At 31.2% G+C, this 25,702-nt stretch carries 32 protein-coding genes; 26 read left to right on the top strand and 6 right to left on the bottom strand.

Annotation, left to right across the window (positions count from 1 at the left end; translation table 11 throughout):
• The gene (locus Q0770_RS10855) at positions 1-3,804 is read left to right on the top strand and encodes a T9SS type B sorting domain-containing protein (RefSeq protein ID WP_299116831.1); all 3,804 of its coding nucleotides are present in this window, start codon (positions 1-3) and stop codon (positions 3,802-3,804) included.
• 12 nt (positions 3,805-3,816) lie between these two features.
• Here Q0770_RS10855 and Q0770_RS10860 read toward each other — a convergent pair whose 3' ends face one another.
• Positions 3,817-4,269: a hypothetical protein gene (locus Q0770_RS10860; RefSeq protein WP_299116833.1), complete on the bottom strand. Its 453-nt coding sequence runs from the start codon at positions 4,267-4,269 to the stop codon at positions 3,817-3,819.
• 97 nt (positions 4,270-4,366) lie between these two features.
• Between Q0770_RS10860 and Q0770_RS10865 the strand changes: the two genes are divergently transcribed.
• The 18 genes from Q0770_RS10865 (at position 4,367) to Q0770_RS10950 (ending at position 19,887) form a co-directional block, all read left to right on the top strand.
• Positions 4,367-5,413, top strand: coding sequence for an AraC family transcriptional regulator (locus tag Q0770_RS10865; protein ID WP_299116835.1), 1,047 nt, complete (start codon positions 4,367-4,369; stop codon positions 5,411-5,413).
• 150 nt (positions 5,414-5,563) lie between these two features.
• Entirely contained in the window at positions 5,564-7,189 is a 1,626-nt protein-coding gene (locus Q0770_RS10870) for a nuclear transport factor 2 family protein (RefSeq protein ID WP_299116837.1), read from the top strand.
• Positions 7,190-7,254: 65 nt separating this feature from the next.
• Entirely contained in the window at positions 7,255-7,902 is a 648-nt protein-coding gene (locus Q0770_RS10875; protein ID WP_299116839.1) for a class I SAM-dependent methyltransferase, read from the top strand.
• A 456-nt stretch (positions 7,903-8,358) separates the two neighbouring features.
• A complete protein-coding gene (locus tag Q0770_RS10880; protein WP_299116841.1) occupies positions 8,359-9,132 on the top strand; it encodes a 5'-methylthioadenosine/S-adenosylhomocysteine nucleosidase in 774 nt (257 codons plus the stop codon).
• A 17-nt stretch (positions 9,133-9,149) separates the two neighbouring features.
• Positions 9,150-10,523 (top strand): hypothetical protein, encoded by a 1,374-nt coding sequence (locus tag Q0770_RS10885; protein WP_299116843.1) that lies wholly within the window; start codon positions 9,150-9,152, stop codon positions 10,521-10,523.
• Between the two features lie 7 nt (positions 10,524-10,530).
• Positions 10,531-12,411, top strand: coding sequence for a DEAD/DEAH box helicase (locus Q0770_RS10890; protein WP_299116845.1), 1,881 nt, complete (start codon positions 10,531-10,533; stop codon positions 12,409-12,411).
• Positions 12,412-12,421: 10 nt separating this feature from the next.
• On the top strand, positions 12,422-13,339 hold the full coding sequence (locus tag Q0770_RS10895; protein ID WP_299116848.1) for a DNA adenine methylase: 918 nt from the start codon (positions 12,422-12,424) through the stop codon (positions 13,337-13,339).
• Between the two features lie 213 nt (positions 13,340-13,552).
• The gene (locus Q0770_RS10900) at positions 13,553-14,104 is read left to right on the top strand and encodes a hypothetical protein (RefSeq protein ID WP_299116850.1); all 552 of its coding nucleotides are present in this window, start codon (positions 13,553-13,555) and stop codon (positions 14,102-14,104) included.
• Positions 14,076-14,447 carry a hypothetical protein gene (locus tag Q0770_RS10905; RefSeq protein WP_299116852.1) on the top strand — a complete coding sequence of 124 codons (372 nt, stop codon included), beginning with the start codon at positions 14,076-14,078 and terminating at the stop codon, positions 14,445-14,447. Before Q0770_RS10900 ends, Q0770_RS10905 begins: the two co-directional genes overlap by 29 nt.
• Positions 14,444-14,647 carry a hypothetical protein gene (locus tag Q0770_RS10910; RefSeq protein WP_299116854.1) on the top strand — a complete coding sequence of 68 codons (204 nt, stop codon included), beginning with the start codon at positions 14,444-14,446 and terminating at the stop codon, positions 14,645-14,647. The genes Q0770_RS10905 and Q0770_RS10910 overlap by 4 nt, the downstream gene beginning before the upstream one ends.
• Positions 14,640-16,625, top strand: a complete 1,986-nt coding sequence (locus tag Q0770_RS10915) for a phage/plasmid replication protein (RefSeq protein WP_299116856.1) — start codon at positions 14,640-14,642, stop codon at positions 16,623-16,625. Before Q0770_RS10910 ends, Q0770_RS10915 begins: the two co-directional genes overlap by 8 nt.
• Positions 16,626-16,887: 262 nt before the next feature.
• On the top strand, positions 16,888-17,028 hold the full coding sequence (locus Q0770_RS10920; protein WP_299116858.1) for a hypothetical protein: 141 nt from the start codon (positions 16,888-16,890) through the stop codon (positions 17,026-17,028).
• Between the two features lie 7 nt (positions 17,029-17,035).
• Complete coding sequence (locus Q0770_RS10925) at positions 17,036-17,830, top strand: hypothetical protein (protein WP_299116860.1); 795 nt, start codon at positions 17,036-17,038, stop codon at positions 17,828-17,830.
• A gap of 80 nt (positions 17,831-17,910) precedes the next feature.
• A complete protein-coding gene (locus tag Q0770_RS10930) occupies positions 17,911-18,174 on the top strand; it encodes a hypothetical protein (protein WP_299116862.1) in 264 nt (87 codons plus the stop codon).
• An 18-nt stretch (positions 18,175-18,192) separates the two neighbouring features.
• Complete coding sequence (locus Q0770_RS10935) at positions 18,193-18,990, top strand: hypothetical protein (RefSeq protein WP_299116864.1); 798 nt, start codon at positions 18,193-18,195, stop codon at positions 18,988-18,990.
• Positions 18,991-19,001: 11 nt separating this feature from the next.
• Positions 19,002-19,169, top strand: coding sequence for a hypothetical protein (locus Q0770_RS10940; RefSeq protein WP_299116866.1), 168 nt, complete (start codon positions 19,002-19,004; stop codon positions 19,167-19,169).
• A gap of 59 nt (positions 19,170-19,228) precedes the next feature.
• Positions 19,229-19,432 (top strand): hypothetical protein, encoded by a 204-nt coding sequence (locus Q0770_RS10945; RefSeq protein WP_299116868.1) that lies wholly within the window; start codon positions 19,229-19,231, stop codon positions 19,430-19,432.
• Complete coding sequence (locus Q0770_RS10950) at positions 19,429-19,887, top strand: hypothetical protein (protein ID WP_299116870.1); 459 nt, start codon at positions 19,429-19,431, stop codon at positions 19,885-19,887. Before Q0770_RS10945 ends, Q0770_RS10950 begins: the two co-directional genes overlap by 4 nt.
• Here Q0770_RS10950 and Q0770_RS10955 read toward each other — a convergent pair.
• Positions 19,874-20,332, bottom strand: coding sequence for a hypothetical protein (locus Q0770_RS10955; protein ID WP_299116872.1), 459 nt, complete (start codon positions 20,330-20,332; stop codon positions 19,874-19,876). The two genes, Q0770_RS10950 and Q0770_RS10955, sit on opposite strands and share 14 nt — an antisense overlap.
• 223 nt (positions 20,333-20,555) lie before the next feature.
• Between Q0770_RS10955 and Q0770_RS10960 the strand changes: the two genes are divergently transcribed.
• From Q0770_RS10960 to Q0770_RS10990, 7 genes are all read left to right on the top strand, one after another.
• Positions 20,556-20,939, top strand: a complete 384-nt coding sequence (locus tag Q0770_RS10960; protein WP_299116874.1) for a hypothetical protein — start codon at positions 20,556-20,558, stop codon at positions 20,937-20,939.
• Positions 20,939-21,553, top strand: a complete 615-nt coding sequence (locus Q0770_RS10965) for a glycoside hydrolase family 108 protein (protein WP_299116876.1) — start codon at positions 20,939-20,941, stop codon at positions 21,551-21,553. The genes Q0770_RS10960 and Q0770_RS10965 overlap by 1 nt, the downstream gene beginning before the upstream one ends.
• A complete protein-coding gene (locus Q0770_RS10970; protein WP_299116878.1) occupies positions 21,543-21,755 on the top strand; it encodes a hypothetical protein in 213 nt (70 codons plus the stop codon). The genes Q0770_RS10965 and Q0770_RS10970 overlap by 11 nt, the downstream gene beginning before the upstream one ends.
• 95 nt (positions 21,756-21,850) lie before the next feature.
• A complete protein-coding gene (locus Q0770_RS10975) occupies positions 21,851-22,336 on the top strand; it encodes a hypothetical protein (RefSeq protein WP_299116880.1) in 486 nt (161 codons plus the stop codon).
• Entirely contained in the window at positions 22,336-22,698 is a 363-nt protein-coding gene (locus Q0770_RS10980) for a hypothetical protein (protein WP_299116882.1), read from the top strand. The genes Q0770_RS10975 and Q0770_RS10980 overlap by 1 nt, the downstream gene beginning before the upstream one ends.
• Positions 22,698-23,498, top strand: coding sequence for a hypothetical protein (locus Q0770_RS10985; RefSeq protein ID WP_299116884.1), 801 nt, complete (start codon positions 22,698-22,700; stop codon positions 23,496-23,498). Before Q0770_RS10980 ends, Q0770_RS10985 begins: the two co-directional genes overlap by 1 nt.
• 4 nt (positions 23,499-23,502) lie before the next feature.
• Positions 23,503-23,835, top strand: a complete 333-nt coding sequence (locus tag Q0770_RS10990) for a hypothetical protein (RefSeq protein WP_299116886.1) — start codon at positions 23,503-23,505, stop codon at positions 23,833-23,835.
• Between the two features lie 59 nt (positions 23,836-23,894).
• Here Q0770_RS10990 and Q0770_RS10995 read toward each other — a convergent pair whose 3' ends face one another.
• From Q0770_RS10995 to Q0770_RS11010, 4 genes are read right to left on the bottom strand one after another with little or no spacing between them, the layout of a single operon-like run.
• Positions 23,895-24,605: a hypothetical protein gene (locus Q0770_RS10995; RefSeq protein WP_299116888.1), complete on the bottom strand. Its 711-nt coding sequence runs from the start codon at positions 24,603-24,605 to the stop codon at positions 23,895-23,897.
• On the bottom strand, positions 24,602-25,108 hold the full coding sequence (locus Q0770_RS11000) for a hypothetical protein (RefSeq protein ID WP_299116890.1): 507 nt from the start codon (positions 25,106-25,108) through the stop codon (positions 24,602-24,604). The genes Q0770_RS10995 and Q0770_RS11000 overlap by 4 nt, the downstream gene beginning before the upstream one ends.
• Positions 25,105-25,230, bottom strand: coding sequence for a hypothetical protein (locus Q0770_RS11005; protein ID WP_299116892.1), 126 nt, complete (start codon positions 25,228-25,230; stop codon positions 25,105-25,107). The genes Q0770_RS11000 and Q0770_RS11005 overlap by 4 nt, the downstream gene beginning before the upstream one ends.
• Positions 25,231-25,232: 2 nt before the next feature.
• Positions 25,233-25,373, bottom strand: a complete 141-nt coding sequence (locus Q0770_RS11010) for a hypothetical protein (RefSeq protein ID WP_299116894.1) — start codon at positions 25,371-25,373, stop codon at positions 25,233-25,235.
• Positions 25,374-25,702: the final 329 nt, after the last annotated feature.

Below are 25,702 nucleotides of genomic sequence, written 5' to 3' on the forward strand. Positions count from 1 at the left end.
TTGCAACCAATTAAGACTGGGGTATATTGTTTTATGTTTTGTTTTGTTGGCTTGGCCTTTTGTCAATGCCCAGCAGGTGATGTTTTATTTACATCTCAGGCAGATTTAAATCAATTTGTGCTGGATTATCCTAATTGTTCAGTCATACAAGGTAATTTGACAATTCAAAATGGAGTATCTGATATCAGTTCGCTTTCTGGATTAACTAGTGTTCAAGGTGAACTATTAATACAAAACACGTCAATTGAAACCATTGAATTTGACTCATTAATATCTTTAGGACCAAGATTAGAAATATTACAGAACAGCAATTTAAAGACTGTCTCCTTTTTAAACCTAACTAATTTCTTTGGGGATTTATCGATATGGATAAATAGTGTAATAGAAGAAATTCATGGTTTTGATAATATTGAAGAGCTAAATAGTCTATCATTAAATAATCAATATTTTTTAACGACAATACCTGAGTTTAATAACTTAGTCAGAGTAAATCAAGGAATTCAGATTATTGAAAATGAATCATTAGTTAGTTTTGCAGGATTTATATCATTATCATGTGCTGGTCAATTACATATACACGGAAATGATATTCTTGAGAATATTCCGCAATTCAATAATTTAACACGCATAGATAGTAATGATGGATTTGGTTTAATCATAAGTGTAAACTCTGCCTTAGTGAATTTTTCAGGTTTTGAAAATTTAGAATATTCTGAGTCTTTCGTAATTAGTGCTAATGGAACTGGTAATCCAGCAACAATACCAAGGTTTAATGCCTTAAAAGAATCCGATCATATTATAATTTCAAGTATGGGTATAGGGGAGATTTTAGGATTTGAAAATTTAGAAATAATTCATGGTGATTTAAGAATTGATAATGTGGGAGCTGTAAACATTACTGGCTTCAATAAGCTTAAAAATGTTCGAGATATTGATATTGGAGAGAATTTCTTTTTACAGAATATTACAGGGTTCTATGAACTTAAACGTACTAATGGAAAACTGAGGCTTTTTAATAATAATGCTTTAGAGATTGTTAGTGGTTTTAATATATTTGAAAGGGTTAATTGGGATTTATTAATTGGTTCTAATCCTAAACTAATTAATTTAGATTTTCTTAGTAAAGTAATGTTTGTTGGAGAAAATGAAAATTTTAATGAACTTGATATAAGATTTAATATAGATTTAGTGGATTGTTCAGGAATAAGTAATCTTCTAAATTATGGGCATCTTCCAAACGATGTAGAAATTTCTAATAATGGTTCTGACTGTAACTCAATATCTGCTGTTATTGATAATGGAGACAATGATAATGACGGTATTTTAGATAGCATTGATGTAGATGATGATAACGATGGCATATTAGATGCTGTTGAGCAAAATGGAAATCCAAACTTAGATTCTGATTTAGACTTATTGCCAGATCATCTGGATTTAAACAGTGATAATGATGGCTGTAGTGATGTCATGGAGGCAGGTTTTAGTGACCCAGATTCTAACGGTACATTAGGTGCGTTTCCAGACAATGTAAATCCAGATGGAACTATTTCAGACGAACCAGATGGTTATACAACACCATTGGACCAGGATTTAAATTCTATCCTAGATTTTCAGGACTATGCACTTTCTCCTATAATTCAAAATCAACCACCTTTGTCTCAAATTGCAAATGTATCTGATATCATTCAGGTAACAACAGATATTATCAATGCTGATGTGTTTCAATGGCAAATAAGTACTGATGAAGGACAGACTTGGAACAATCTCATAGATGATGCCATATTTTCTGGTGTAAATACCTTGATTTTGACGATAACAATTCTGGATACATCTAATAATAATGACAAATTCCGCTTGGGATACTCTAATTCATCTGCACCATGCAATACATTAGCATATACAGAATCCTCTTCACTTAGTGTATTTTTTAATGCTCCAAACGCAGGAACTGATAACACATTAGAAGTATGCGAAAACGATAGTCCAATTGATTTATTCAGTTTACTAGGCAATAATGCTATTGTTGGTGGTTTATGGCAACCAGCATTAAATAGTGGCACAAATATGTTTGATCCATCTATAGACAATGCAGGTAGTTACAGATATACTATAACAAATGGATCATGTTTTTCAGATTTCTCAATAGTGACTGTAACAATATTCGGAGCACCAAATGCAGGTGAGGATACGGATATTGATTTGTGTGCAACTGATACTGCATTTGATCTATTTCAACTCATTAATGGAACACCAGATACTGGTGGAACATGGTCTCCAGTATTAGCTAGTGGCACAAATGCCTTTAACCCATCATTAGATGCGTCAGGTGTTTACCAATATACTGTGACAAATAGCTGTGGTAGTATTGCAGCAAATGTAAATGTGCTTATTGATAATAATATTCCATTAGCTGGTGATGATTCAACAATTGATATTTGTGTAAATGATAGTCCTATTAATCTTTTAGATTATATCCAAGGAAACCCAGATACTAGTGGAGTAATTTCGCCTCCATTGCAAAGTAATAACACTATTTTTAATCCTGCTGTAGACATATCAGGAACGTATACATATACAGTTACAAATGCCATTTGTGGTAGTGACGAATCAGTGATATTAATAAATGTTCTGGACTTACCAAGCTCAGGTAATCCTTTACAATTTAGCATATGCGAAGATGATACTCCTGTAGATGTATTTGCATTATTACAAGGCAGTCCTGATGCAAATGGGACATGGACACCATCATTTGCTTCTGGCAGTACACTTTTTAATCCAAGCATTGATGTAGCTGACAACTATATATATACTGTTACTAATGCATGTGGTGTGAGCACTACTGAGATTGATATAAGCATTACATCAGCATCAAATGCTGGTCAAGATGGAGAAATGGTTATATGCGAAAATGCAGCAGCAATAGACTTATTTAATTATCTAAACGGAAATCCACAACTAGGCGGAACATGGTTTCCAGAATTAGCTAGTACTACAGGGGTTTTTGACCCACAATTAGATAGCTCAGGTCTATATACATATATGATAAGCAATGAAGACTGTGGTGATGTTTCATCAACTGTGAACGTATCAATTACAGAACTACCAAATGCAGGATTAGACACACAATTATCTGTTTGTATAAATGAGTTAGAATTCGATGTATTTGAGCAAATAGATGGTAATCCAGATATAGGTGGATTTTGGACTCCAACATTAGCTAGTGGTACAAATGTTTACAATCCTATTTTAGATGGTCCTGGAACATACACTTACACTATTGAAAATGATGCATGCGGCAACGTTTCAAGTGAAGTTATTATAGATGTTATAGATGTGTTTCCAATAACAGATTTTACCATTAATATTAATGAATTATCAAGCAATAATAGTATTAAAATTATAATCAATACTAATTTAGTTTATGAATACTCTATTGATGGTGTATTTTTTCAAACAAGTAATGTGTTTGAAAATTTAAGTGGTGGCATGTACACCATTTATGCAAGAGAACTAAATGGATGTGGGGCGTTAGAAGAAACCGTATTTTTAATTGATTACCCGTTATTCTTTACGCCAAATAATGATAATAATAACGATGTTTGGGGGTTAAAAGGCATTGATAATGAACAATATGTGGTAAAAGTATTTAACCGGTATGGTAAGTTATTGACTGTACTTAGTAACAGTAATCCTAGTTGGGATGGTAACTACAATGGATACTTAATGCCGTCAAGTGATTATTGGTTTCAATTGGAGTTTAGTTTTGGGCTTATCAAAAGCGGACATTTTACATTAAAACGTTAGCAAATAATTTATCTATTTATGCAATCTTGTTTTTCTTAAATAATATATACTATTGGAGTTAAGCTCATAATCTAGTCCAGGTATAAAAGAGCTAATGGTGCTATTTGCAAACTTAGACCGTAAACTTGGTATTATACTAACCATGTGCTGAAAATAGGAGCGTAGTTTTTCGGTACTCTTTTTAATACATAAGAATTGCAACCAATTTAAATAATCGGTAGAATCTTCTATGAGTTCTAATTCTTGCAAGGAAAGCACTATAGTTAATAATGGGTTATTAATGCTTAAGTCATTATACTCATCTTGTACTTGTATTATAATCTCAATAGTACCGATGTGTAATTGTATAGGCGTTAAAAACTCATGAATCTTATAAGACACATCCAACTGTTTTGCAGTACAGTTTTTGTCTTTAATAAAGCCTTTTAAAGCAATGACTTCTGGATATTTATGTATAGATGACATATGTTATAAAAATACTGATTTCGAAAAACATTCGCGAGCTCTTATTTATCAAATTTGTTTGACACAATAGTTGAAAATATTTTACTTTCTTTACGAGATGGGAGTAAATGCAGATATCTTAAAACATATCGAATTACTGGTAGGCAGTATTGGTGTTATAATTAGCCTGTTATTTGGTCTATTCTTATTAGTTTCCAGAACAGAACAACACAAAGCCAATTTCTTCTTATCCCTATATTTATTGGCCTTTAGTTTGCGCATCGGGAAATCTTTGTTTTATAACTATTTTCCAATAGATCCAGTGATTCGTAATATATTTTTAGGAATACTCTTAGCCATCGGACCTTCTTTATGGTTGTATGTTTTTCTTCGGAAACATCCACAACATCAACTTGCTAGCAAAGCATATTTATGGCATTACGTCCCCATGCTTATGTTTATTGCCTTGTGTTGGATAATTCCTAACGACAGAAGTTCTTTCGCAAGACTATTACATTATGCGCTCATCGCTCATATTATTCTTTATGCAGGATATGCGTATTATTGGTTACATAAAAATGACAAAAAATCAACATCTTACAGAGAACGTAAAATTGATAGTTGGTTACGGTTTTTTGTAACTGCTACTTTGACGGTTGTAATTATCTATGTACTGATTATGCAAAATATTATCCCATATTATATGGGAATGGCGTTCTTATTTTCGGCTGTCATTATTGCCTTTTCGATTTGGTGGTTGCAAACCCCATTTTTGTTTAAAATTGAAACCCAAAAATACGGTCAGTCCACATTAGAGACAGATGAAATTGTCCAATTATCAGGGAGGTTAAAGCAATTAATGACTTCAGAACAGCTCTATCTCGACCCGGATTTGACCTTAGGGAAATTGAGCAAGAAAATGGGAATCTCTTCCAAACGTCTATCACAGGTCATCAATCAATCTGAAAATATCAATTACTCAAAATTTATAACAAATTACAGAGTGTCCGAAGCTAAGAAACGATTAGTTGCAGACGAGTATCGCCACTTAAAAATTTCGGCTATTGCTTATGATAGCGGTTTCAACAGCTTATCCTCTTTTAATGCAGCTTTTAAGAGCATCACGTCAACTACAGCGATAGCGTATCGCAATGCTTCAAAATAAAACTAATGTAACATATCTGTTAGGCCTTGATATTTTATATCCCAAATGTCATTAATGTGTCCATTTTGTATGCCAACATCGTGATTTAAGTAGGCAAATAGGTCTATATCTAAGACTTTTGAAACATCTTAATAATAAAAAACAGTCACTATGAAAAATTACATCCTACTCGTAACGATGCTACTTACAATTCAGTTTACAAAAGCCCAATCTAAGGCTGATGAAGATGCCCATACATCAGCTATTAATTTGGTGATTCTTAATGATAAGGGAGATGTTTTAATAAAAAAAGCATCTATCGGTTGGATCACCATAGGGGCATTTTATGAGAAAAGACAAACGATAAGTGAAGTTATCGATAGCATCTCAACTAGATATGGCGTCTACATTACAAAACCAAACCTTAAAGGTGTTTTTACGTATAAGTTTGACTTTAATAATGCTATAAGCTTAAGACAATTTTATGTGGCTAAATCTACAACTAATGCGTTGCCCACAAATAAAAATGTAGAATTCCGTTGGGTTCCAAAAGATGAAGCTATAGAAAAATTTAAAGGGACCATTCCTTGTTTAGGCGAAATGATAGCACAAATTATAGACTATCCTCAAGTCGTTTGGGGTGGCTCTTTTTTAATTAAAAGCGGAAACAAAAAAAGGACGTCTATTATAACAGAGGATTTTTATCCCATAAGTGACGCTTCAACTTATGGAGAAGCATCATACCATCCAGGAGTTGTCAACACACTTCAAAAGTATATGGAAGGTAGTTCTTATAACAAGCGAGAACTCTTATTAAGTGCTTTTGCAGAGAATGCGACATTGTATCTCACTAACAGAGATGGCGATTTCAAAAGGTACTCTCCGAGTGAATATGCCGATTTTTTTAAAAACGCTGAACAAGGAACATTCAATGGGAGAGTGGCTAAAATTTTAGAAGTCACCGTTACAAAAGACATCGCTACAGCAAAAGTGGAAATTGCTGGACCAAATAGGGCATGGGTCTATATGGATTTGTTCTTGCTTAAAAAGTTTGACACTGATTGGAAAATTATTAGTAAAACAGCGACAAGGATTGATGAAGCGAATAAAAACGCTGTATTATTTGTGGTCTCTAATGCGCATTATTATGGAAATACAGACATACCTACAGGAAATAGTTTTTCTGAAATTATAAATGCCTATGACGTTTTTAAAAATGCAAATTATCGGGTTGATTTTGTAAGTCCAAATGGCGGTGCAGTGCCATTGGCCTATATTAATACATCAGACGCGCTAAGTAAACACTATCTCTATGACCCGCAATTGATGCATGCGCTGAAGCATACAAAATCCCCTTCAGAAATTGACGCTTCAGAATATAAGGCCATTCAATATATAGGAGGCGGCGCTGCTATGTTTGGTGTTCCAGAAAATAAAGACATTCAAACTATAGCTATGGAAATCTACGAAAAGTACAAGGGCATTATATCATCGGTATGTCATGGTACAGCTGGTATTGTTCATTTAAAAACTAAAGATGGCAACTATTTAGTGGATGGCAAAAGTGTCAGTGGCTATCCTGATGATTACGAAAATAAAGAGGCGCCATATTTTAAAACATTTCCGTTTTTAATCAAAAAAACGATTGAAGAAAGAGGCGGTGATTTTAAATTCTCAGAACGCGGGAAATATACTTTAGAAGTAGACGGGCGTTTGGTGACTGGGCAAAATTTTCAATCGTCTAAACCCGTGTCTTTAAAAATTATAGAATTGATAGACCACCCACAGGCCGATTAAGGTCTATTCAATAAATTAGTGTTAATTAACATCTACAAATTACATCTGTTTTTTAACTTGTTGCTATGAAAGTAATTCTAGTAGTCTTAGCACTTATTTGTTTGCCATCATTAGGGTTTTCTCAATATGAAGAAAACGATTGGAAAGAACGTGATACATGGATGGCACTAAATACCATATTTAACGCTATTGGGATAGAAGAAGGTGATTATGTTGCAGATATTGGTTGTCATGAAGGCTACTTGAGTGTACGTTTATCAAAACAGATTGGAGAAAGCGGGAAGGTGTTTGCTGTCGATCTTAGAACGGACCGTTTAGAAACATTAAATGAGATTGTTAAAGATCGAGGCCTTGACAACATTACTACCATTGTAGGTGATTATGACAATCCAAACCTTCCTAGAGGGCTATTAGATACTGTTATTATTATGGATACCTACCATGAAATGGAAGATTACAGGAGCATTCTGGGTCATGTCAAAAAAGCCTTAAAACCTGGTGGTCAAATAGTAATTATAGAAAAGCTAAAATCACGTATTATTGGAAAATCAAGACAGGAACAAACCAATGCACATAGTTTGAGCACCAAATATGTAAAGCAAGAATTGCGAAGCTCAGGATTTATACTGCGTTATGAAAATAATAATCTGGGCCATTGGGAGAACGACCCTGATAAGATCATATGGATGTTGGTCGCACATAAACAGAACTAATTAGTGTGATATCGCTCAAAAGTCAATACTTCATTTTATTTTTTTCTTCTCAAATACGTCTATACTTAGTTAATGACATCGAGTTTACGAGATTCACGAGCACCTATTTATCAAATAAGTGTGTGCGAGTAAACACTGTTTATGCGACGATGTGCTCACTGAGCGTAGTCGAAGTGTAGGAGGTAAACTTCATTATGCATTACATAAATAAATAATTTTCAAATATTTATGGTTTTTCCGTACTCGTACTCTTACAAAATTTATTATATTTAAGCTCTCCCATTATTAATAATTTATACTAGTTTAAACTATTTATAGATTGTTATTGAATAATATATGCACCTTAATAATATTTCATAGGATATGTAATATTTTGTGTGTTAAAATCATATTTTGATTTACCATAAAACTCTGAATATTTACTTACAAAAGTAAATGATTTCGGAATAAATAATTATGCCAGAAAGTATAGACACACAAGAAGAATCACTTCTGAAAGCGGTAATTATCACTGCCATTCCAATAGAATTCACTTCTACTTGTGAACATCTTAGAGACGTAATAGAAATTACACATCCAAAAGGTACGGTTTATGAAAAAGGGATTTTTGAAGGAGAAGAAAGGAATTGGGAAGTTGGAGTTGCACAAGTTGGAGCGGGTAACATTCAATGTGGATTAGAAACCGAAAGGGCTATTGATTACTTTAATCCTAGAGTTGTAATTTTTGTAGGCATAGCTGGTGGTTTCAAAGACGATATCACTTTTGGTGATATTGTGGTCGCAGAAAGAGCATATGCTTATGAACATGGAAAAATAAAAAATGGAAAAATGTTAACTAGACCTGAATCTGGTAAATCATCTTATGCAATGCTTCAAAGAGCAATGGCTGTGGCAAGAAGAGATGATTGGAAATATCGAATAAAAAAAACTAATAAAGAATATCCAAACCCATCTGCGATAGTCAAGCCGATTGCTGCAGGTGAAAAAGTTATTGCAGACTCTCAATCAGAAGTAGCTGAACTGCTTCGAACACATTATAATGATACTGCAGCTATTGAAATGGAGGGTTATGGATTTTACAAAGCAATTGAGGACAATGAAGGTGTCTTAGGCTTAATAGTAAGGGGCATTTCAGATATGTTAGATAATAAGGAAGATAGATTTCAAGAATTAGCATCAGTCAATGCTAGCGCTTTTGCTTTTGAAGTACTATCAAAACTAAAAATATAAATCTAGAATAGTAGATTATGGAGAAATTTGATGCAAATAGACCAAGAGTCATAATTGACTCTTTAGTTAAAGAAGTCGAAGAGAATAAGTCTAAGGTTAAAAATAAAACCAGACCAATATATTTTAGGGACGATAGGCGAAAAAATATTGAACGCCAAGTATATTCTATACCTACAATCTATCTGAAATACAGAAAAGACAACGGAAGAATAGCATCTGATATTTATTCGTACGAACAGAAGCATGGAAAATTAATGGAAGCTACTGACTATGGTCAGGAGATTATTAGGGGTTTTTTAAGGAAAAAAGATATCGAAAGAACTAAAGAATTAAAAAGAACAATTGTAGATAGGGGTCAAGATGAACCTGCAGTAATTACTTGCGATGGATTTCTCATAAACGGCAACAGAAGAAAAATGGCACTTGAATTATTGTCATTAGAGTACCCATCTGAAACGAGTTATAAAAATTTGGAAGTTGTAATCTTACCTAATAAAAAACAAAGTGATGACGATGAAACTCCACCTACATACTATGAAATAGAACAAATAGAAAGTGCTTATCAATTTCACACACATGGTAAGTCTGAATATTCAAATTTTGATAAAGCAATTTCCATCAGAAGAAAACTGGATAACGAAATGTCAATAGAAGAACAGTTGTCTTATGATGCAACTTTCAATATGTTATCGGTAGCAGAAAAAAAGAAAAAAGTAAGGCAAATAGAAGAAGATTTTCTAAAGCCATTAGAATGCATTGATAAATATCTTGATAGGCTAGGTAGAAATGGTCTATACAATACAATAGCTACCGCAAAAGGTTCAAATAAAGGTCAATGGCAAGCATTCATAGATTATTATAAGAGTATTGACAAATTCTTAAGAGACCCAAAAAGAATTCATAAACTTGGAATAACTAAAAAAGAAAGAGGAGATATAGAAGACGTTGCATTTAAATTGATTCGTTCAAGGAAAATCCAAGGGGTAGATAAGAAATCGCATGAACTAATGAGGCTCTTGCCAAAACTTTTAAACAACCCAAAGTCTAAGGAAGAATTATTAGAGTTAAAAGAAATAAAATTAAAGTCTTATGGTGAAACCACCACTGATGCAAAAGATGCTGAGATAAAAGATTTACAATGGTATAGAAAGAACGAAGAAGATATTGTGCATAGGGTAAGGAAATCTTATAATATATTCTTAGGCACTAAAGAAAGTGAAACACCCTTAGAGTTACTAAAAGCAGCATTAGGCAAACTCAACCATGAAAACATGAACTTGAAAGCTATAGAGAAATCAAAATTAAAACCTAGTCTGCGCATGGCGGAGCAAGTGGTCAATAAAGCAGATGAAATAAAAAAAGAAATATACAAAATGATTAAAAATCTATAATAGCATCTTGAAAATTTTCATTAGTTCAGATATTTTAACCCTTAGTGATTATGATGAATTAAAAGGTCATCAAATTGGTAATATTGAGTATATGAATTTTAAGAGACATAAAAATGGGAATTATGTCTTCGAGGGTAATGCCATTCATGATTTACTTATTGAAATAACAGATTATTTAAATGATGAAAATATAGATTATGATTTGTGTTCCGTATGTTTAAGGATAATCGAAAAGCAGAAATTATTTGATTCTAATTTTGAAGAATTAAAAGAGGAAGCTTTAGATTTTAAAAATGGTATATTTAATTTTAGTGAATATAATGCTTTCTGTAAATCCTTATCTGATATAATAATTAGACCTCTTAAAGAACATCAAAGTAAAGCCGCATTTCATCTGTATAAAATTCAAAATGGTGCTAATTTTTCAGTTCCAGGAAGTGGGAAAACTTCAGTTATACTTAGCGTTTATGCAAAATTAAAGACAGAAGGTAAAGTAAATACTCTGTTTGTAGTTGGGCCATTAGCAAGTTTTGGCCCTTGGAAATCTGAGTTTGAATTGGTTTTGGGTAAAATTCCAGATTCAAAAGTATTAGCTGGAGGTTCTCAGGAAAAGCGAAAGTTAAACTACTATGATACAGAAGAAAACAGCTCTGAATTGTATTTGACATCTTTTCAAACTTTATTGTTTGATATTGAAAATGTAAAACATCTTTTTGTACAGAAGGAAATGAATATTTTTTTGGTGATTGATGAGGCTCATTACATTAAAAGAGTAGAAGGCCAATGGGCAAGTGCTGTCTTAAGTTTAAGTACTTTAGCAAAATATCGCTGTATTTTAACAGGTACACCAATGCCAAAAAGTTTTACAGATTCTTTTAATCTTTTTGATTTTTTATGGCCTTTTAATAATCCCATTGATGAAGATTCAAAAATTAGGATTCGAAACTTAGAAAATAATAGTATGCACGATGAAGCTAGTTTGATTTTAAAGGAAAAAATCAATTCACTTTTTTATCGCGTGAGAAAATCCGAGTTAGGCTTAAAAAAACAAATTTTCATGCCTCCCATAATAATTGAAATGAACCCATATGAAAGAAAGATTTATGATGCTATAAAAAACAGGATTGAAGATTATGCAAAAGGTGATTATATAAACAATATAGAGTTTATAACTAAACTTTATAAGGGTAGAATGATAAGATTAAGACAAGCAGCTTCTAATACATCTTTGATAGCCTCAAGCATAGAGGATTATTATGAAGATGTTTTAAAAGATAACTCGGAATTAAAGCAAATTGTTTATCAGTATGAGAATATCGAAACACCTGCTAAAATCACAAAACTTATTGAATTAGTGATGAAATTACAGAAACGTAATAAAAAAGTTGTTATTTGGTCAAATTTTATTGGAACTTTAAGACTTATTGAAAAACACTTCATAACAAATTCAATGAGATGCAAAATAATTTATGGAGGAACACCAATTGAAAAAGAATCCAAAAACATTGTGGATAGCAGAGAGCAAATAAGGAATGAATTTGTCGATATTAACAGTGGGTTGGATATTTTGATTGCTAATCCTGCAGCTTGTGCAGAATCAATATCTTTGCACAAAACTTGTCAAGATGCGATTTATTATGATTTATCATATAATTGTGCACAATATTTACAATCCTTAGATAGGATACACAGGGTTGGCGGCTCAGAATTAAAGTCATCAAACTATTATTTTTTACAATATTACGATACAATAGATTTAGATATTCTTGAAAATCTAAATCGAAAAGCAGAAAAAATGTATAGTATTATTGAAGAAGATTTCGGTATTTACTCTTTAGATATGAATTCTGATAGTGATGATTTAGAAGCATATAACAGATTATTTTAAAAATTAGAGTTTGAACACTAGAACAAAAAAAACATATAAAAAAATCTCTCCACCATTCGGATATTTTGGTTCAAAGAATAAATTAGCCTTTGAATTATGTAAAGATTTGCCACCCCATAATTGTTGGGTAGATGCCTTCTGTGGTTCATCTGCTGTTACTTTAGCAAAACCACCTGCTCAAATTGAAATTATAAATGATATTAATGGAGAAATAGTGAATCTATTTAGACAATTGAGAAGTAATTCTAAAAATCTTAAAGAGCAAGTGAAATTAACACCATATGCAGAAATGGAGTTGATTTTGGCTAGAGAAACAATAGAAGAGGTAAATGATTTAGAAAAAGCAAGACAATTTTTAGTAAAATCTATGATGGCAATAAATGGATCTTTTGGAGAAGCAAAAGGTGGTTTTTCTTATTCTGATTCTTATACAAGAAATGATAAAGAAGCAAGAGTAAATAGGTGGAATAATTTACCTGAAAGGCTAGAAAAGGTGGTTGAACGTTTAAAAAATGTTAGAATTGAAAATAAAGATGCCAAAAAGCTAATTCAGCGGTTTTCAAATAGACCAGCTACGCTAATATATTTAGACCCTCCTTATTTAGGAGATAGGTTAAATGGATATGAAAATGAAGCAAATGATTATAATTTTCATTTGGATTTGCTTAATTCCATTTGTAAATCCAATTCTATGATTTTTATAAGCGGCTATCAAAATGAATTGTATAGTGATCTATTGACTCCTGAAAAAGGTTGGTCTCAGAGAGAAATAGAAACAACAACTCAAGGCTCCAATGGTTCTGTAAAAAAAAGAACTGAAGTTTTGTGGATGAATAGGAATTTTTGTGAAGCACTAAATTCTGGACAAGTTCCAGTAGAATTGAATGAAAAAGAGTTTAAGAATAGAAAGGTTAATCCCAAACGATAACAGTATTATTCATTTGTAGTTAGATTACTATTACTGAATAGTTTTGTCATAATCTTCATCAGATTAATTTAAATCAAAATGCCCTATAATTTATATTCTATACTATGTTAAACTCCCTGTTAACAGGGTTTAACTAAACGAAACGTTAAATACACCTATTTTTCTCTCTACCTCAAAGATTACAATTTACCTTAATAGTAAATTAATTAATCAATGAAGCAGATATCAATCGATTTTAAGCTTTCGGATTTTCACGAAAAGCATACGATTCATATAGGGAGAGGCGAGTTTCTTAAACATTCTTCAAAGACCTTTTTGAAGAACTACATTAGAATCTATAAGAAAGTTTTAACTGATAATATCAAAATATTAAACTCCTTGCATCAGCAAGTCAATTCAATTTATAGAAGTTTTTATTTTGATTTCAATTCAATAACCATACATAGAATAAATGAAGTTAATTCTTCATTTACTAAAGAATTTGATTTGATTTTGCATAATCCATATGCAAATGAAAACTATACACATTTTTTTAAAATATCTAATTCTTTTAATGCATTATTTGAAATGATTGAGCTTTTATACGAAGCTTCAAAACGTAATAAAAACTATTCTTTAAAAAATCAAATCTATCCATTAAAAAAGCAAGTCAATTACCTCTACGATAAATACAATGAAGAACGTAGGTCTTTGGACTTGAAAAAGTCTGTTTCAACTAAAATCAGAATTCTAAAAGATGAGGATAAAAATAAACGGACAGCCTAAACATCAGCACCAAACATTTGTTGAGTTATTACCATCCAATCCAATCTACAAGCTTGGAGAAAAATTCGAGTTTGTAGACTTTGGAAGTGATGAATATGTATGCAACGCATACTTAGTAAAAAAAGATACTTTATTAATTTCTGAGTTAAACGAATTTCATTCTTTTTTAGATAAAAATTGTGGTCTTGATATTTATAAAACTATAATCAATCAAAATTTCAAAAAATGGATGACTACATCAACGGGAGAAAAAAAAGTTATCTATTTCGATTTTCTGCTTTTTACTGTCAAATCAAATATCAAAGATTTAAATATTGTTGAACCATACTTCTATAAAAAATGATATTAGATTTCTTAAAAAAACAAGCATGGTTTTCCATCTCTCAGAAATTAAAACTTTGTGTTTCTGATTCAAAGACTGTTATGGAGCAAATGCATAATAAGCTTCAAAATAATACAATAAATTTAGCAGATTATGACTCAAATACAGTAGATGCTTTTGAATTTTATTTAACTACTAAAAAAGAACTTTATAGTGATTGATACTTTAGTATTAAGACTTCATGGAATTTTATCTATGAAGTTGAGTACTTTAGAAGAAATTAAAGCATATAATAATAATACCACTCATTATGCTGTTGATGAACATTATCAGCTTTATAAAGCTTTTCTAAAGTACCAAGGAAAATATTTTGACAAATACACTTTAGTATCTAAAGAAATAGAGTCTACAGAATTAATATCTGAGGACGATTTCCTCAAACTTGAAAGTGAAACCCGTCCTAATAAACGTATGTTAATTAAATCAATCATGCGTTTTGAAGATGAAACAAGAGTTAAAGAAACCAATTTACGCGTTAACGGAAAATATTCTCGACCAAGTTCCGTTTCCGCCGTAACATTTTCTATTAACGAAAGTGCTGGATATATTGATTTAAACGTCTCCATTCCTAAGTATTTATATCAACATTCGCTTGCCGAATTTATACCGCAGGCTTTAAGTAGGGATTTTAACGATAATATTAATTTATTTAAGCTTGTAGAGCAAAAAAAAATACTTCACAAAAGACTATTAAAGTTTATAGATTATTTTTTTGACGATATGTGTAAAATGTTTGAGATAGATGTTTTACCTAACAAGAACTATATCACAATTGAGAGAGTTGATATTTGTTACAACCAATATCATCAATCAAAAAATCATGCTTTAAATTACTTAGAACATCAAAAAAAAATACTGAAAAGAAAGCATAGAGCAAATGGTCAAAAGCATGAAACTTTTGAAACATCATTAACCTATCATACTTCTAGTGGAGCATATTTTAAAATATATCACAAAGGAACTGAATACATTTCCTCCAAACATGGAGATTTGAAAAAGCATCTAGATTTTAACCAAAAATTCATTGATAATTATTTGCGTTCAAATCCCGTCATAAAGAAATACGTTTATGAAAACAATTTCTCTGCTAAATATATGATGTCTTTGTTTGAGGATAAATTAAAAGATAAATCTTCATTCATTAGACAGGACACTAAAAAAGAATTAAATAAAACTGCGTCTCATTTTAAAAAAATTGTTCCATTTAAGACGTTTTTTTTAAAAGAAGAAATGGATAAGGTTTTGAGATATGAAATATCTTTGAGAGGCGACTTTTTTAAATACAATTATAAAAGAAAAGTATTTAGAAAATATGATAAACATTATCAAGAAATGCAACACATATATAAAAAGGTGCATGCTGTTTATCATAGTCCTCAAATGGATAATAATTCATTAACTAAAGAAGAAGTTAAAATACATAAAGCTTTAAATAAGTTTTATAATAGGACTATTTCATTAACTCTTTCAGATAGTAAAGTTATACGCGACTATGTGTCTGAAAATAATAAAGATTATTCAGTTAAAACTGATAAATATAAATTATCCCATCTCAGATATAAACACAGTCTACTAGCTGAAAAGGACGTTGGTATTTTTTGCGAAGATTTTTTAACCCTATGCGTCGATAAGTTTATTCAAATAGTAAAGCAGTTTCAAATTAAGCAATTAGATGCATTTGAAACAATAAATTCAAAAATTAAGGAATACAATTCTAAAGTAGATAAACGAGTATCTTCTTATAACAAAGATTATAAGTTTTTAACTGTTAATTCAATAACAGGAAAACCAATTATAAAGGGTAACAAAATAATAGTAAATGCTACTGAATTATTAACAGCAAAACAAAAAAGGGAAAAGAAATTAAAGAGAGTAAATGTATTGAGACTTTTGAGCATTCTTAAGGAAATGGAAAAAGGAAAATCACTTCATGAAATAAGGAAGGAGACAGGAATGGGTAAAAGTACTTATTCAAGATTAAAAGCAGACTTAGAAATGTTTGAGATTTTTGAAACTACACTCCAGACTAAAGTTAATACAAATGTAGAATTGTCTTATAGACAATATTATTTTAATACTAAAGGATTAGAATATCAAAACAAATTTTATTTAAAACCTAATATGAAAAGATATGGCTGATACTAAACAGATTCGTGCTTCAATTAATGATTACAATACTATAATTGAATTTAAAAATTCAAATGATTTGTCGACAATAACAGAAACTTTGACTTTTTTATTAAAAAAAGCTAAAAGGGCTCAAATACTTGAAAACACTATAAAAAATATACATTTTCAGTCTAAAATTTGAATTTTTATTTGTCGACAAAATAACATTCCCTTTAATCTCACAATAATTTAGTCCTGTATTTAAAAACAACAAAATTACCATCTTATGGCAATGACTAGAAAAAAAAGAGGAATGTTAACCACCTTATTAGTATTGGGTGTTGTTACAATTTTAGCGGCTTTTAATGCTTCTAAGATTACAGCATTCGTAAGTGAAAAACTACCATTCATTGGTAAAATCTTTAATAAATAATTAAGCTATGAACGACGTTTTAAAAATTAATTCAAATAAAACTATCACTATCACTGGTGAAACAATCGATGCTTTATTATTCCACTTTAAGGCATTGCAGTCTGACGGCTCAACTGTCTGCGCAATCGCTGATTTGAACAAAATTTCTGTTGAGGCTAAAGTTATCCGAAGAGGAAGGACAGTGCCTCAATTCATTTTTAATGGTTTTCTAGACGATATTTTAGCTGTTCAAACAGCTAACTCGACTAGAGATGAAGTTTTCAGGGAGGCGCGTTCTGATGGCTATACAATAGCCATATCGTTAGGGGGTGTTCTTAGGCTCGGTGTCGGCGATAAGCTACAAGTAAAATGTAAGGTTCAGAACACTTCTTTTACAAGTTTGAGTACTACTCATTCTGAAGTTGAGTTTGAAACAGTTCCTTCAAACGGTATGCCATCTGTTTTGAACATTGTTGAAATGATCCCTTATGAAGTTGGAACAACAAACGTTGATGAAAACTTAGGTAATAATATTACTAAAATAGTTTTATGTCATGATTTTACAACTCATTATGACAATTCAAGTAAAGCGAAACCAGTTAGTGGTATCAACTTGACTGCAACAGGCTTCAATAAAGATGTTTCAGAAAATCAAGTTGTATTGGAAAATAACATGGCTATTCAATATAGTCCAAGCTCAAACGTAAAGCACTTATGTATTTACGACGGAAAGCCTATATCAAATGCTAAGTTGCGAGCATCTTTAAATACAGGTGTGGATGCAGACGCTAAGATAATGGTTCTTAAAAAAATGGCTGTTTAAGGCGGTTTTGTATTGATTAATTAACTCTAAAAAGCTGTGCCTTAAACGGCATGGCTTTTTTCTTTAAATCATAAAAAAAAATGAAATTATTCGGAGTACCACTTAAGTTAATGGAGCAGATGGGATTGACTGATAGTCAAGAGTATCAAATCCTACATAATGATGTAAAGAAATGGGAACTTGAAAAAGCAACAGAAGATAGTGAAGACCCTATTGGTAGGTTTTACTATAAGGTTCATGAGGGAGTTTTAGCTCGTCTTTTAATCCCCTTTTTGTATGTCCTTTTGATGAAAGAAGTTAAAAGAATTTTCTCGAATGAAGATTCTGAAGAAATGTTTGAATAAACAATAAAAACACATAATATGAGATTATCAAATAGTTTATTAGGTGGCGGTGCAGTTGGAGGTGGTGCTTTAGGCGGTGCTTTAGGAGGTGCAGTCGGTGGTACTGCCTCTGGAGGAGGTCTAGGCGGACTTTTAGGAGGTTTCGGAGGCATTGGTAATATTACCAACATTTTAGGCGGAATCTTGGATTTTGACTTAGGGCAAAATTTAAGTAACGTTTTTCAATACGGCTTATCTTCTTGGGGTGCTGGCACTAATCCAGAACAGGAAATGCAAACGCTTAGTAACTATATGAACCCAATCATAGAGGATTCAGTTTCTAAAATGAATGACTCTAATATAGGTGAAACACTTTCCTACATAGATGCATTTCATGCCTTTGTTTACTTAGCTTATAAGTATTTAAGAAAGCATCATGCAAATGCAGGCTCAACCAAGGCGGCACATGAAAAAGCAATGGACGTAGTTACAAAAATGCGAAAAGACGTTGTTGATGGTTTAGTTAATAGTCTTCAGTCCGCAGGTTACACCGTTACAAATAGTTCTGAAGTGAGAAATCATAAAGAACTTGATGAGGTTTTCCAATGGCATAACGGTGGAGATTTTGGTACAAAAAGTCTTGAATCCACTTCTATTAGAATATTTAAAGTTGTACCACCTTTAACTGGTGTGGCATCAGGCATTAATACAGGTGCTTCTGTGGGTTCTTCTGGGGGTGCAACACCACCAAATGAACCAAACAATGGAAGTCGTTCTAATACTTTAGTATATGGTGGAATTGCTTATGCAGCTGCAAAATTATTTGGATTAATTTAATTGAATCAACTATGATAAACTTAAAACAAATATGTGATGATGTTATTTACACTATTTCTAGTGTAGGTAAACCAAAAAGGAAAAAACGTCGTCGTAGAACAACGTCTAAGAGACGTAAAAATTACTCTTATCCAAAAAGGAAAAGAGTTACTAAAAGAAGAAAAAGACGTCGTAGATGAAAATTAATCTAAAAACAATAGCAATTGCTGTCATACTTTTTTTTTGTTATAAAAAAGGTTTGTTACAAAAGTTATTACCGAATAAAGACGGTGAGGCGAGTTCTGAGAGTGATTTAGATTTAGACTCTCAATTAGCTAATGATTTATCAGATATAAAAATCGCTGATGGACTAGATGATATTAATGTTCCTAATCCTATTCTGAAAACTGAAAAAGATGCTGAGGAATACGAAAGATTAAATGATGAAGATTTAAATAGATGAATTCAATTGTAACTACACTCCAGAAAAACTTTACCCCAATATTAATTATTGTGGGTCTAGTTATTTTCAGTTCAAATCTTAAAAGTCTTTTTCAAACTTTTAATTCAGACGATGAGGAGTTAGATAATGATGATTTATTTCCTCAATCTAGTGCAACTATAACAGATGTTGAGGCAAAAACAATTGCTGAAACTCTTTATACCGCTCTTGTTACGTACTTAGGTGGTACTAATGAAGATTTGGTTTATGCTCAATTAGCTAAGCTTAATAATCAAGACGACTTTAATAAAGTTTATAACAAATTTGGTTTAAGACAGTATTCGAAATTTTGGGGTAACGAGGGCGACCCTTTAACAAGTTCTAAACATGATTTAATAAAAATTATGTCTAACGAATTTAATCAAGAAGAACAAGACTACATAAGACAAACATTCCCTCAGATTAAGGTTTTTTAGTAGTAAGTTCTAATAGTTCATTGAAATCAGAAATATAGTCGATAGGTATTTTAAATTTATCAAATTGACTTAAAAATAATTTTGGATACATTTCATCGTAGGGAATTATACTTAATTCTTCAACGCATTGAACATAAACTCCAGTTCCTATAATATAAAAAACAGGTTCTTTTAGCTTTTTATATCTTTTGAATTGGCTTTCTTTAAATTCTAAAAAATCATCGTACATATTGTACTCGTTTTTGAATTTACATTCTATCCAAAATATTCTATTAGTCTTTTTGCACTTGAATTTATAGTCTGGATTATTATTTGACAAAACATAGTATTTGTCATTATAAGGATGCGATTTTTCTAAAATGTCATAATCTTTTGGATTGAATACATTTTCTAAGATAAATTCTTCAAATAATTCCCCATCGATAATATTTCTAATTTTTTTCATAACAATAAAATGAATAACGAAAATAATAAAAGAAAAAAAACATCACCATTAATAATGATTTTAATCGTTCTTTTTGGATTACCTGTGTTTTTAATTCTTCTATTTTGTTTAGTCCTAATTTCTCCAATATTACTTATTGGTTATGTCTTCAAAATTTATTTTGATTACAGAGAAACTAGGCTAAAAATGAAGTTAAAATTAGAGTATAAATTAAAGACTAAAAATGTATTCAGTCTATAACAAAGAAAATAATATATCAATAGGTTGGTTTAAGTATAAAAAGGATGCTTTAAAAAAGCTTTCTTCTGCACGCAGAAAATATCCAAGAGATACTTTTTATATTAAATCTGACATAAATCCATATTCTATGAGAATTAATTCAGGTTCAAAAAACAGAGTTTCTACAAAAGCCAAGAGAAAGGCTTTATATCGTTGGGCATGGAGACAAAAAGGAAAAGGTTCTTTGTCTCGTATTGGGAAAAAAATGAAAAGCCTAAAAAGGTCAGGCGGTAGAGGTAGTTCAATAGCGATAAAACAACTAAGTATTATTTCGGCCCAAAAGAAATCTTTTTTAAAGGGTAGAGCCACTTGTAAAAAACGTTACTAATGTCAAATTTCCTTTCATTTTTACCATTATTAACAGCTGTTGAGGGTGGTTATCAGAAAGACCCAGACGATTCGGGTAACTATAATTCATTAGGTCAATTAGTTGGCACAAATTATGGTATTTCTGCTCCTGTTTATGAGGATTATCTTAATAGATACCCAACAGAATCAGATATGCGTAATATGAAGAAATCAACAGCCGACAGTATCTATAAAAGTCTTTATTGGGATAAGGTAAAAGCTTCTCAAATTTTAAGCCAGCCTGTGGCAAATTTACTTGTTGATTTTGCTGTTAATTCTGGTGTTCCAACTGCTGTTAAAAAATTACAAGATTTATTGAATTATAAATTTTCTAAAAATTTAGCTGTTGATGGAATTATAGGGCCTTTAAGTTTAAATGCCATTAATTCCGTAGACTCTAAAACTCTTTTCAATGAGTTTAAAGAGGTTAGAAAACAGTTTTATAAAAATATTGCTGTGGGTTCTCAAGCTAAGTTTTTAAGTGGTTGGTTAAAACGCTTGGAGAAATTTGTATTTGAAAAAAAAACTCTAATTAGCACTGGTATGCTATTTATTATACTGCTTATAGCAATTATTAAAAAGAATGCGAGATAAATTTATAAATATCACATTAACAGCGATTTTAGGCATAAGTGCTTGGACTTTAAGCGAAGTCATGAGTTTAGGGAAAGGACAGGTTAATAACGATTCAGAAATAAAGCATAATGCCAAGCAGATAGGTAAAAACGAAAAGAATATAGACGATTTAAAGGAAAATTATTATTCTTTAAAAAATCAAATTTCTGAAAATAATTGATTTATGGACTTACAAAAATTAACATGGTATTTAAGCATAGCGGTTAGTATTTTAACTCTATATATCTGGTTTAACAAACCAAAAAACAATTAATTATGTTTGAAAAAGGTGACCCTAAAAAGAAGTCATACAAAGAATTAAATGGCACTACTAGAGTAGGCGATTTTTTGCGTTCTATAGGTAAATCTAAACTTCTAGGAAAGTTAGTTGATGCGGGTATGGAATTAGCTACAGGAAGCCCAAAGGAAGCATTAAAAACTATCTTAACTACTGATAAAGATTTAACTAAAGAAGAAATGCAACACGCATTAAATCTTCTTAAATTAGATTTAGATGAGCAAAAAGAAATTTCATCTCGTTGGGCTTCGGATATGGAATCTGATTCATGGCTTTCAAAAAATATACGTCCATTATCTTTGGCGTATTTGACTTTTTCTACAACATTAATAATAATCTTAGATTCTTCTCAAGCATTATTCGTTAAAGATAACTGGATTGACTTGCTTCAATCCTTATTATTAACAGTTTACTTTGCTTATTTCGGTGGTAGAACATACGAAAAAACTAAAAAACGTCAATAATGCAAGTATATAATTCAAATACCGCACCATTAGAGGAAGAAATCTACGGAAGCGTAAAAGACAATATAGGAGTAGGGGGTAACATTAATGTTGATTTAAAAGCTTATACAACACAGGGTTACTTTTTAAACGCTAACGCTGTTTTCACTTTTACTAATGAACCACCTTTATTAAAAACAATAACTCGAACTTACTTAGTTCAAAGTGAAACTTCTGAAACTTTAGCATTTTCAAATGCAGATAAAATTATAGGTGCATATTCATCAGATAACACCAAAATGAATCGTATTACTGTTGAGAGTACTGATTACGGATTTGTAAAAGGAGTTTTCAATATCGTAACTATTGAGGTAATAGATTAATGAAAAAAAGACTTTTAAATAAAACTGCAAATAACTTCTCTTTAGCTGAATTAAATACTTTTGATTTAGAAGCTAATACCGGTGCGATTCAAAATTATCGAGGTCTTATGGTTTCACCATCTGGAAATATTTTAATAGCACAAAGTTATGCAGGTTTAGAGCAATTTAACAGATTCGTTTTTGATACTCCAAATGATTTAAATTCCAATTTTACTTTTGTTGATGATGGAAAATGGAATAATACTCCTTATACTGTTGGTGCTACAAAGGACGGTGTTTATGGTATTAATTTCGATTTAGGTAGAACAATTCATTTAAAAACATTAGGCGCTAACTATGATTTTAAAAATGCTACAAATCATGTTACTTATACACCTGCCGTAAAGTTTTCTGATGCTGCTTTATATCATAGATGTTTTGAATGGTCTACAGACAATAGAACCATGTATATATTACCTATACAGCCCTTAAATCAACTGCATGTTTATACTATGCCAAATGCTGTTGATATTCAAAACATGGTTTTATCTACTACCTATAATTTTCCTGCTGAAATTGGTGCTACTGTTGTTGCTTTTTCTTTTGTAAAAAATGGTGACGCAATTTTGCTAGCTACCGGAACAGGTAAATTGTTTTTATTTAATCTATCAACTAAATATGTTCTTTCATCCTATAATAATTCTAACTATAAAGAATTACCAATTATAGATGATTTATATACATTTTCAATAACAGCTGACGAATCCTATTTGTATGCTTTGAAAAATCAAACAATACACCAGTATCAATTAAAAATATAATATTATGCAATTCACATTAGATAGTGTAAAACATGCAAAAGCTGTTTTAAAAGAAAAATATAAAGGTGAAAAAATTAACGTTACACCTTTATTAGAAATTGACCTTTCAAATTTAACTGAATCAGAAGAAAAGGTTTATTACTTTGGTATTACAACCATTGGAACAAACGCCAACAATATTATTTTTTATGATTCAAGTACTGAAAAAATAATTGAGGTTACACAACATAACCAAATTATACTTTTATTTAACAATATCAAGTCTTTTGATTCTGATGATAATGAGGTAACAGCCATTAAAGGGCAGTTTAGAGGATTTGAATTACGAATTGAGTAACTCCGAACTTTCAATTTGTTTTAAAACGCTTAAGTCTTATTTTGTCTTAAGCGTTTTTTCTACACTCCAGTGTAGTTGTTTTGTTCTTCGTTCCCTGGTATTGTAGTTGAATTCAACTTCGACAGCTCAGATAGTATCGCTTTCTTTTCATGAAATGATAGAGAATTTATTTTCTTTAAGACATTTTTTCTTTTTCTTTTTATTCTCTGTCTGTCTGTTCTGTCTTTTCCAAGATAATTGTAGCAAAATAACTCTACGTGGTCCGGAAAATAATTTGTATAAATATTATCTTGATACCATCCACCACGTGTCATGTATTTTAATTCTTTTCTTTCCCATTCTACTAATTTATTTTCATAAAGTAAATGAGATGGATGTGTTATTAAAATTCTACACTGCAGAGATATCATGTAGTTTAAAAATTCTACATGGTCCTCGTAGTTGAATTCATCTTTATATAATTTTGATTTACTTTTTCTACAATCAAATAAATAAGGTGGGTCTGCAAATATGAAATCATTCTGAGTTATTTTTTCCTTTTCTAACAACTCTTTATAATCAGAATAAAATCTAAGGGCCATAGAAGAAGAATTCTTCTGCACCTGCAGGTTTTTATCTGATGCAATCCAATTACAATTAATAAACTCTTTAGAAAATTCAACACCACCACCACCAAGAAATAAAGAAAAATACCTTTCAGCTTTAGGAATCATGTTGCAAAGCGTGGGGAATACATTTGAGAAGTTTTTATTTCCTATGTATTTACTCATAGTCCAATTTTTAATCCAAAAAATCCACTAAAACGTAAGGCGTTATCATTCCAAAGCACTTTCAAATCTTTTCTTTCAGTCATTTGGCCTAGCAAAGCGATGCTAAATGATTTATTTAATTTATAGTAGCTTCCTAGTCCAAAAGAGTAGGAGAATGAGGATGCATTATCTCTATCAATCCAGCCGTAGGTAATAAATGCTTCAACGGACCAATTATTTATAATTAGTCTGTTGAAATTATATCCTATCCCTGCTGAATATCTTTTATAAATACCTTGTATTTCTGCATATTCATATTCTGGAAATACAGTTAAAAAACCGTATTTTGATTGTAAACCTTCCATTTTTAAACGTCCTATGATATTGATAGTACCTTTTTCGTAACGTTCACCATCACCGATAAACATTAGTTTAGCGTCTTGAAAAACTTCTAAGGAAACTTTGTCCTGTGAGTTTGAAATATTAAGCGTAAAAAACGCAATTATTATCATTAACTTTTTCATAATGGCATTTCATTAAAAAGCATTACACAATACGCTCCAATCCATATCGCAGTAACAAAAAGCCCACCTGCTACAAATCCACCCCAAAACTGAGTTTTTAAATAATTGTTCCAATCTTTCATTTTTAAACTTTTATTATGTTAGGGTACTTCTTTTTCGCATCATCAAAACTGATGTTCTCTTCTAATAATTCTTCAAAATTTCTAATGATTCCATCATCGAAATAAATCTTACCAGTTCTTAGGTCTTTAATAACATTTTTCATTGTGATTTTATTAACTCTACGGCTTAATACAGGCAACACCGCAAACCTGTGAAAAAAAACATTTTTTTAGTTTTTTATTTTTTTTCGATACTTCGAGTACTGGGTGGAGGCTTTGACATCTGTGAACGTTTTAAGCGTGTAAATCTAGCTTTACGGCGTATCTGTATTCAGATCGCCAGAAAAGCTTTTTAAGGCGCATAAAAACGCTTCCTTGTCAAAGTGTAACCCGATTTTTGTACTCGAAAAAAAAAAGAAACGAATCAAAAGACCCGCTTTAAGCGGAAATGAAAGACGATGTACGAGCCCCAAATAACATCTCGTACTAGGTT

The sequence above is a fragment of the uncultured Winogradskyella sp. genome (assembly GCF_947501905.1).
GTDB lineage: Bacteria > Bacteroidota > Bacteroidia > Flavobacteriales > Flavobacteriaceae > Winogradskyella.

What these genes read in the sequence shown, in the direction of transcription:
- Q0770_RS10860 (WP_299116833.1), bottom strand. Translation starts at nt 4,269, where the DNA reads ATGTCATCTATACATAAATATCCAGAAGTCATTGCTTTAAAAGGCTTT.
- Q0770_RS10865 (WP_299116835.1), top strand. Translation starts at nt 4,367, where the DNA reads ATGGGAGTAAATGCAGATATCTTAAAACATATCGAATTACTGGTAGGC.
- Q0770_RS10870 (WP_299116837.1), top strand. Translation starts at nt 5,564, where the DNA reads ATGAAAAATTACATCCTACTCGTAACGATGCTACTTACAATTCAGTTT.
- Q0770_RS10875 (WP_299116839.1), top strand. Translation starts at nt 7,255, where the DNA reads ATGAAAGTAATTCTAGTAGTCTTAGCACTTATTTGTTTGCCATCATTA.
- Q0770_RS10880 (WP_299116841.1), top strand. Translation starts at nt 8,359, where the DNA reads ATGCCAGAAAGTATAGACACACAAGAAGAATCACTTCTGAAAGCGGTA.
- Q0770_RS10885 (WP_299116843.1), top strand. Translation starts at nt 9,150, where the DNA reads ATGGAGAAATTTGATGCAAATAGACCAAGAGTCATAATTGACTCTTTA.
- Q0770_RS10900 (WP_299116850.1), top strand. Translation starts at nt 13,553, where the DNA reads ATGAAGCAGATATCAATCGATTTTAAGCTTTCGGATTTTCACGAAAAG.
- Q0770_RS10905 (WP_299116852.1), top strand. Translation starts at nt 14,076, where the DNA reads ATGAGGATAAAAATAAACGGACAGCCTAAACATCAGCACCAAACATTT.
- Q0770_RS10910 (WP_299116854.1), top strand. Translation starts at nt 14,444, where the DNA reads ATGATATTAGATTTCTTAAAAAAACAAGCATGGTTTTCCATCTCTCAG.
- Q0770_RS10920 (WP_299116858.1), top strand. Translation starts at nt 16,888, where the DNA reads ATGACTAGAAAAAAAAGAGGAATGTTAACCACCTTATTAGTATTGGGT.
- Q0770_RS10925 (WP_299116860.1), top strand. Translation starts at nt 17,036, where the DNA reads ATGAACGACGTTTTAAAAATTAATTCAAATAAAACTATCACTATCACT.
- Q0770_RS10930 (WP_299116862.1), top strand. Translation starts at nt 17,911, where the DNA reads ATGAAATTATTCGGAGTACCACTTAAGTTAATGGAGCAGATGGGATTG.
- Q0770_RS10935 (WP_299116864.1), top strand. Translation starts at nt 18,193, where the DNA reads ATGAGATTATCAAATAGTTTATTAGGTGGCGGTGCAGTTGGAGGTGGT.
- Q0770_RS10940 (WP_299116866.1), top strand. Translation starts at nt 19,002, where the DNA reads ATGATAAACTTAAAACAAATATGTGATGATGTTATTTACACTATTTCT.
- Q0770_RS10950 (WP_299116870.1), top strand. Translation starts at nt 19,429, where the DNA reads ATGAATTCAATTGTAACTACACTCCAGAAAAACTTTACCCCAATATTA.
- Q0770_RS10955 (WP_299116872.1), bottom strand. Translation starts at nt 20,332, where the DNA reads ATGAAAAAAATTAGAAATATTATCGATGGGGAATTATTTGAAGAATTT.
- Q0770_RS10960 (WP_299116874.1), top strand. Translation starts at nt 20,556, where the DNA reads ATGTATTCAGTCTATAACAAAGAAAATAATATATCAATAGGTTGGTTT.
- Q0770_RS10965 (WP_299116876.1), top strand. Translation starts at nt 20,939, where the DNA reads ATGTCAAATTTCCTTTCATTTTTACCATTATTAACAGCTGTTGAGGGT.
- Q0770_RS10970 (WP_299116878.1), top strand. Translation starts at nt 21,543, where the DNA reads ATGCGAGATAAATTTATAAATATCACATTAACAGCGATTTTAGGCATA.
- Q0770_RS10975 (WP_299116880.1), top strand. Translation starts at nt 21,851, where the DNA reads ATGTTTGAAAAAGGTGACCCTAAAAAGAAGTCATACAAAGAATTAAAT.
- Q0770_RS10980 (WP_299116882.1), top strand. Translation starts at nt 22,336, where the DNA reads ATGCAAGTATATAATTCAAATACCGCACCATTAGAGGAAGAAATCTAC.
- Q0770_RS10985 (WP_299116884.1), top strand. Translation starts at nt 22,698, where the DNA reads ATGAAAAAAAGACTTTTAAATAAAACTGCAAATAACTTCTCTTTAGCT.
- Q0770_RS10990 (WP_299116886.1), top strand. Translation starts at nt 23,503, where the DNA reads ATGCAATTCACATTAGATAGTGTAAAACATGCAAAAGCTGTTTTAAAA.
- Q0770_RS10995 (WP_299116888.1), bottom strand. Translation starts at nt 24,605, where the DNA reads ATGAGTAAATACATAGGAAATAAAAACTTCTCAAATGTATTCCCCACG.
- Q0770_RS11000 (WP_299116890.1), bottom strand. Translation starts at nt 25,108, where the DNA reads ATGAAAAAGTTAATGATAATAATTGCGTTTTTTACGCTTAATATTTCA.
- Q0770_RS11005 (WP_299116892.1), bottom strand. Translation starts at nt 25,230, where the DNA reads ATGAAAGATTGGAACAATTATTTAAAAACTCAGTTTTGGGGTGGATTT.
- Q0770_RS11010 (WP_299116894.1), bottom strand. Translation starts at nt 25,373, where the DNA reads ATGAAAAATGTTATTAAAGACCTAAGAACTGGTAAGATTTATTTCGAT.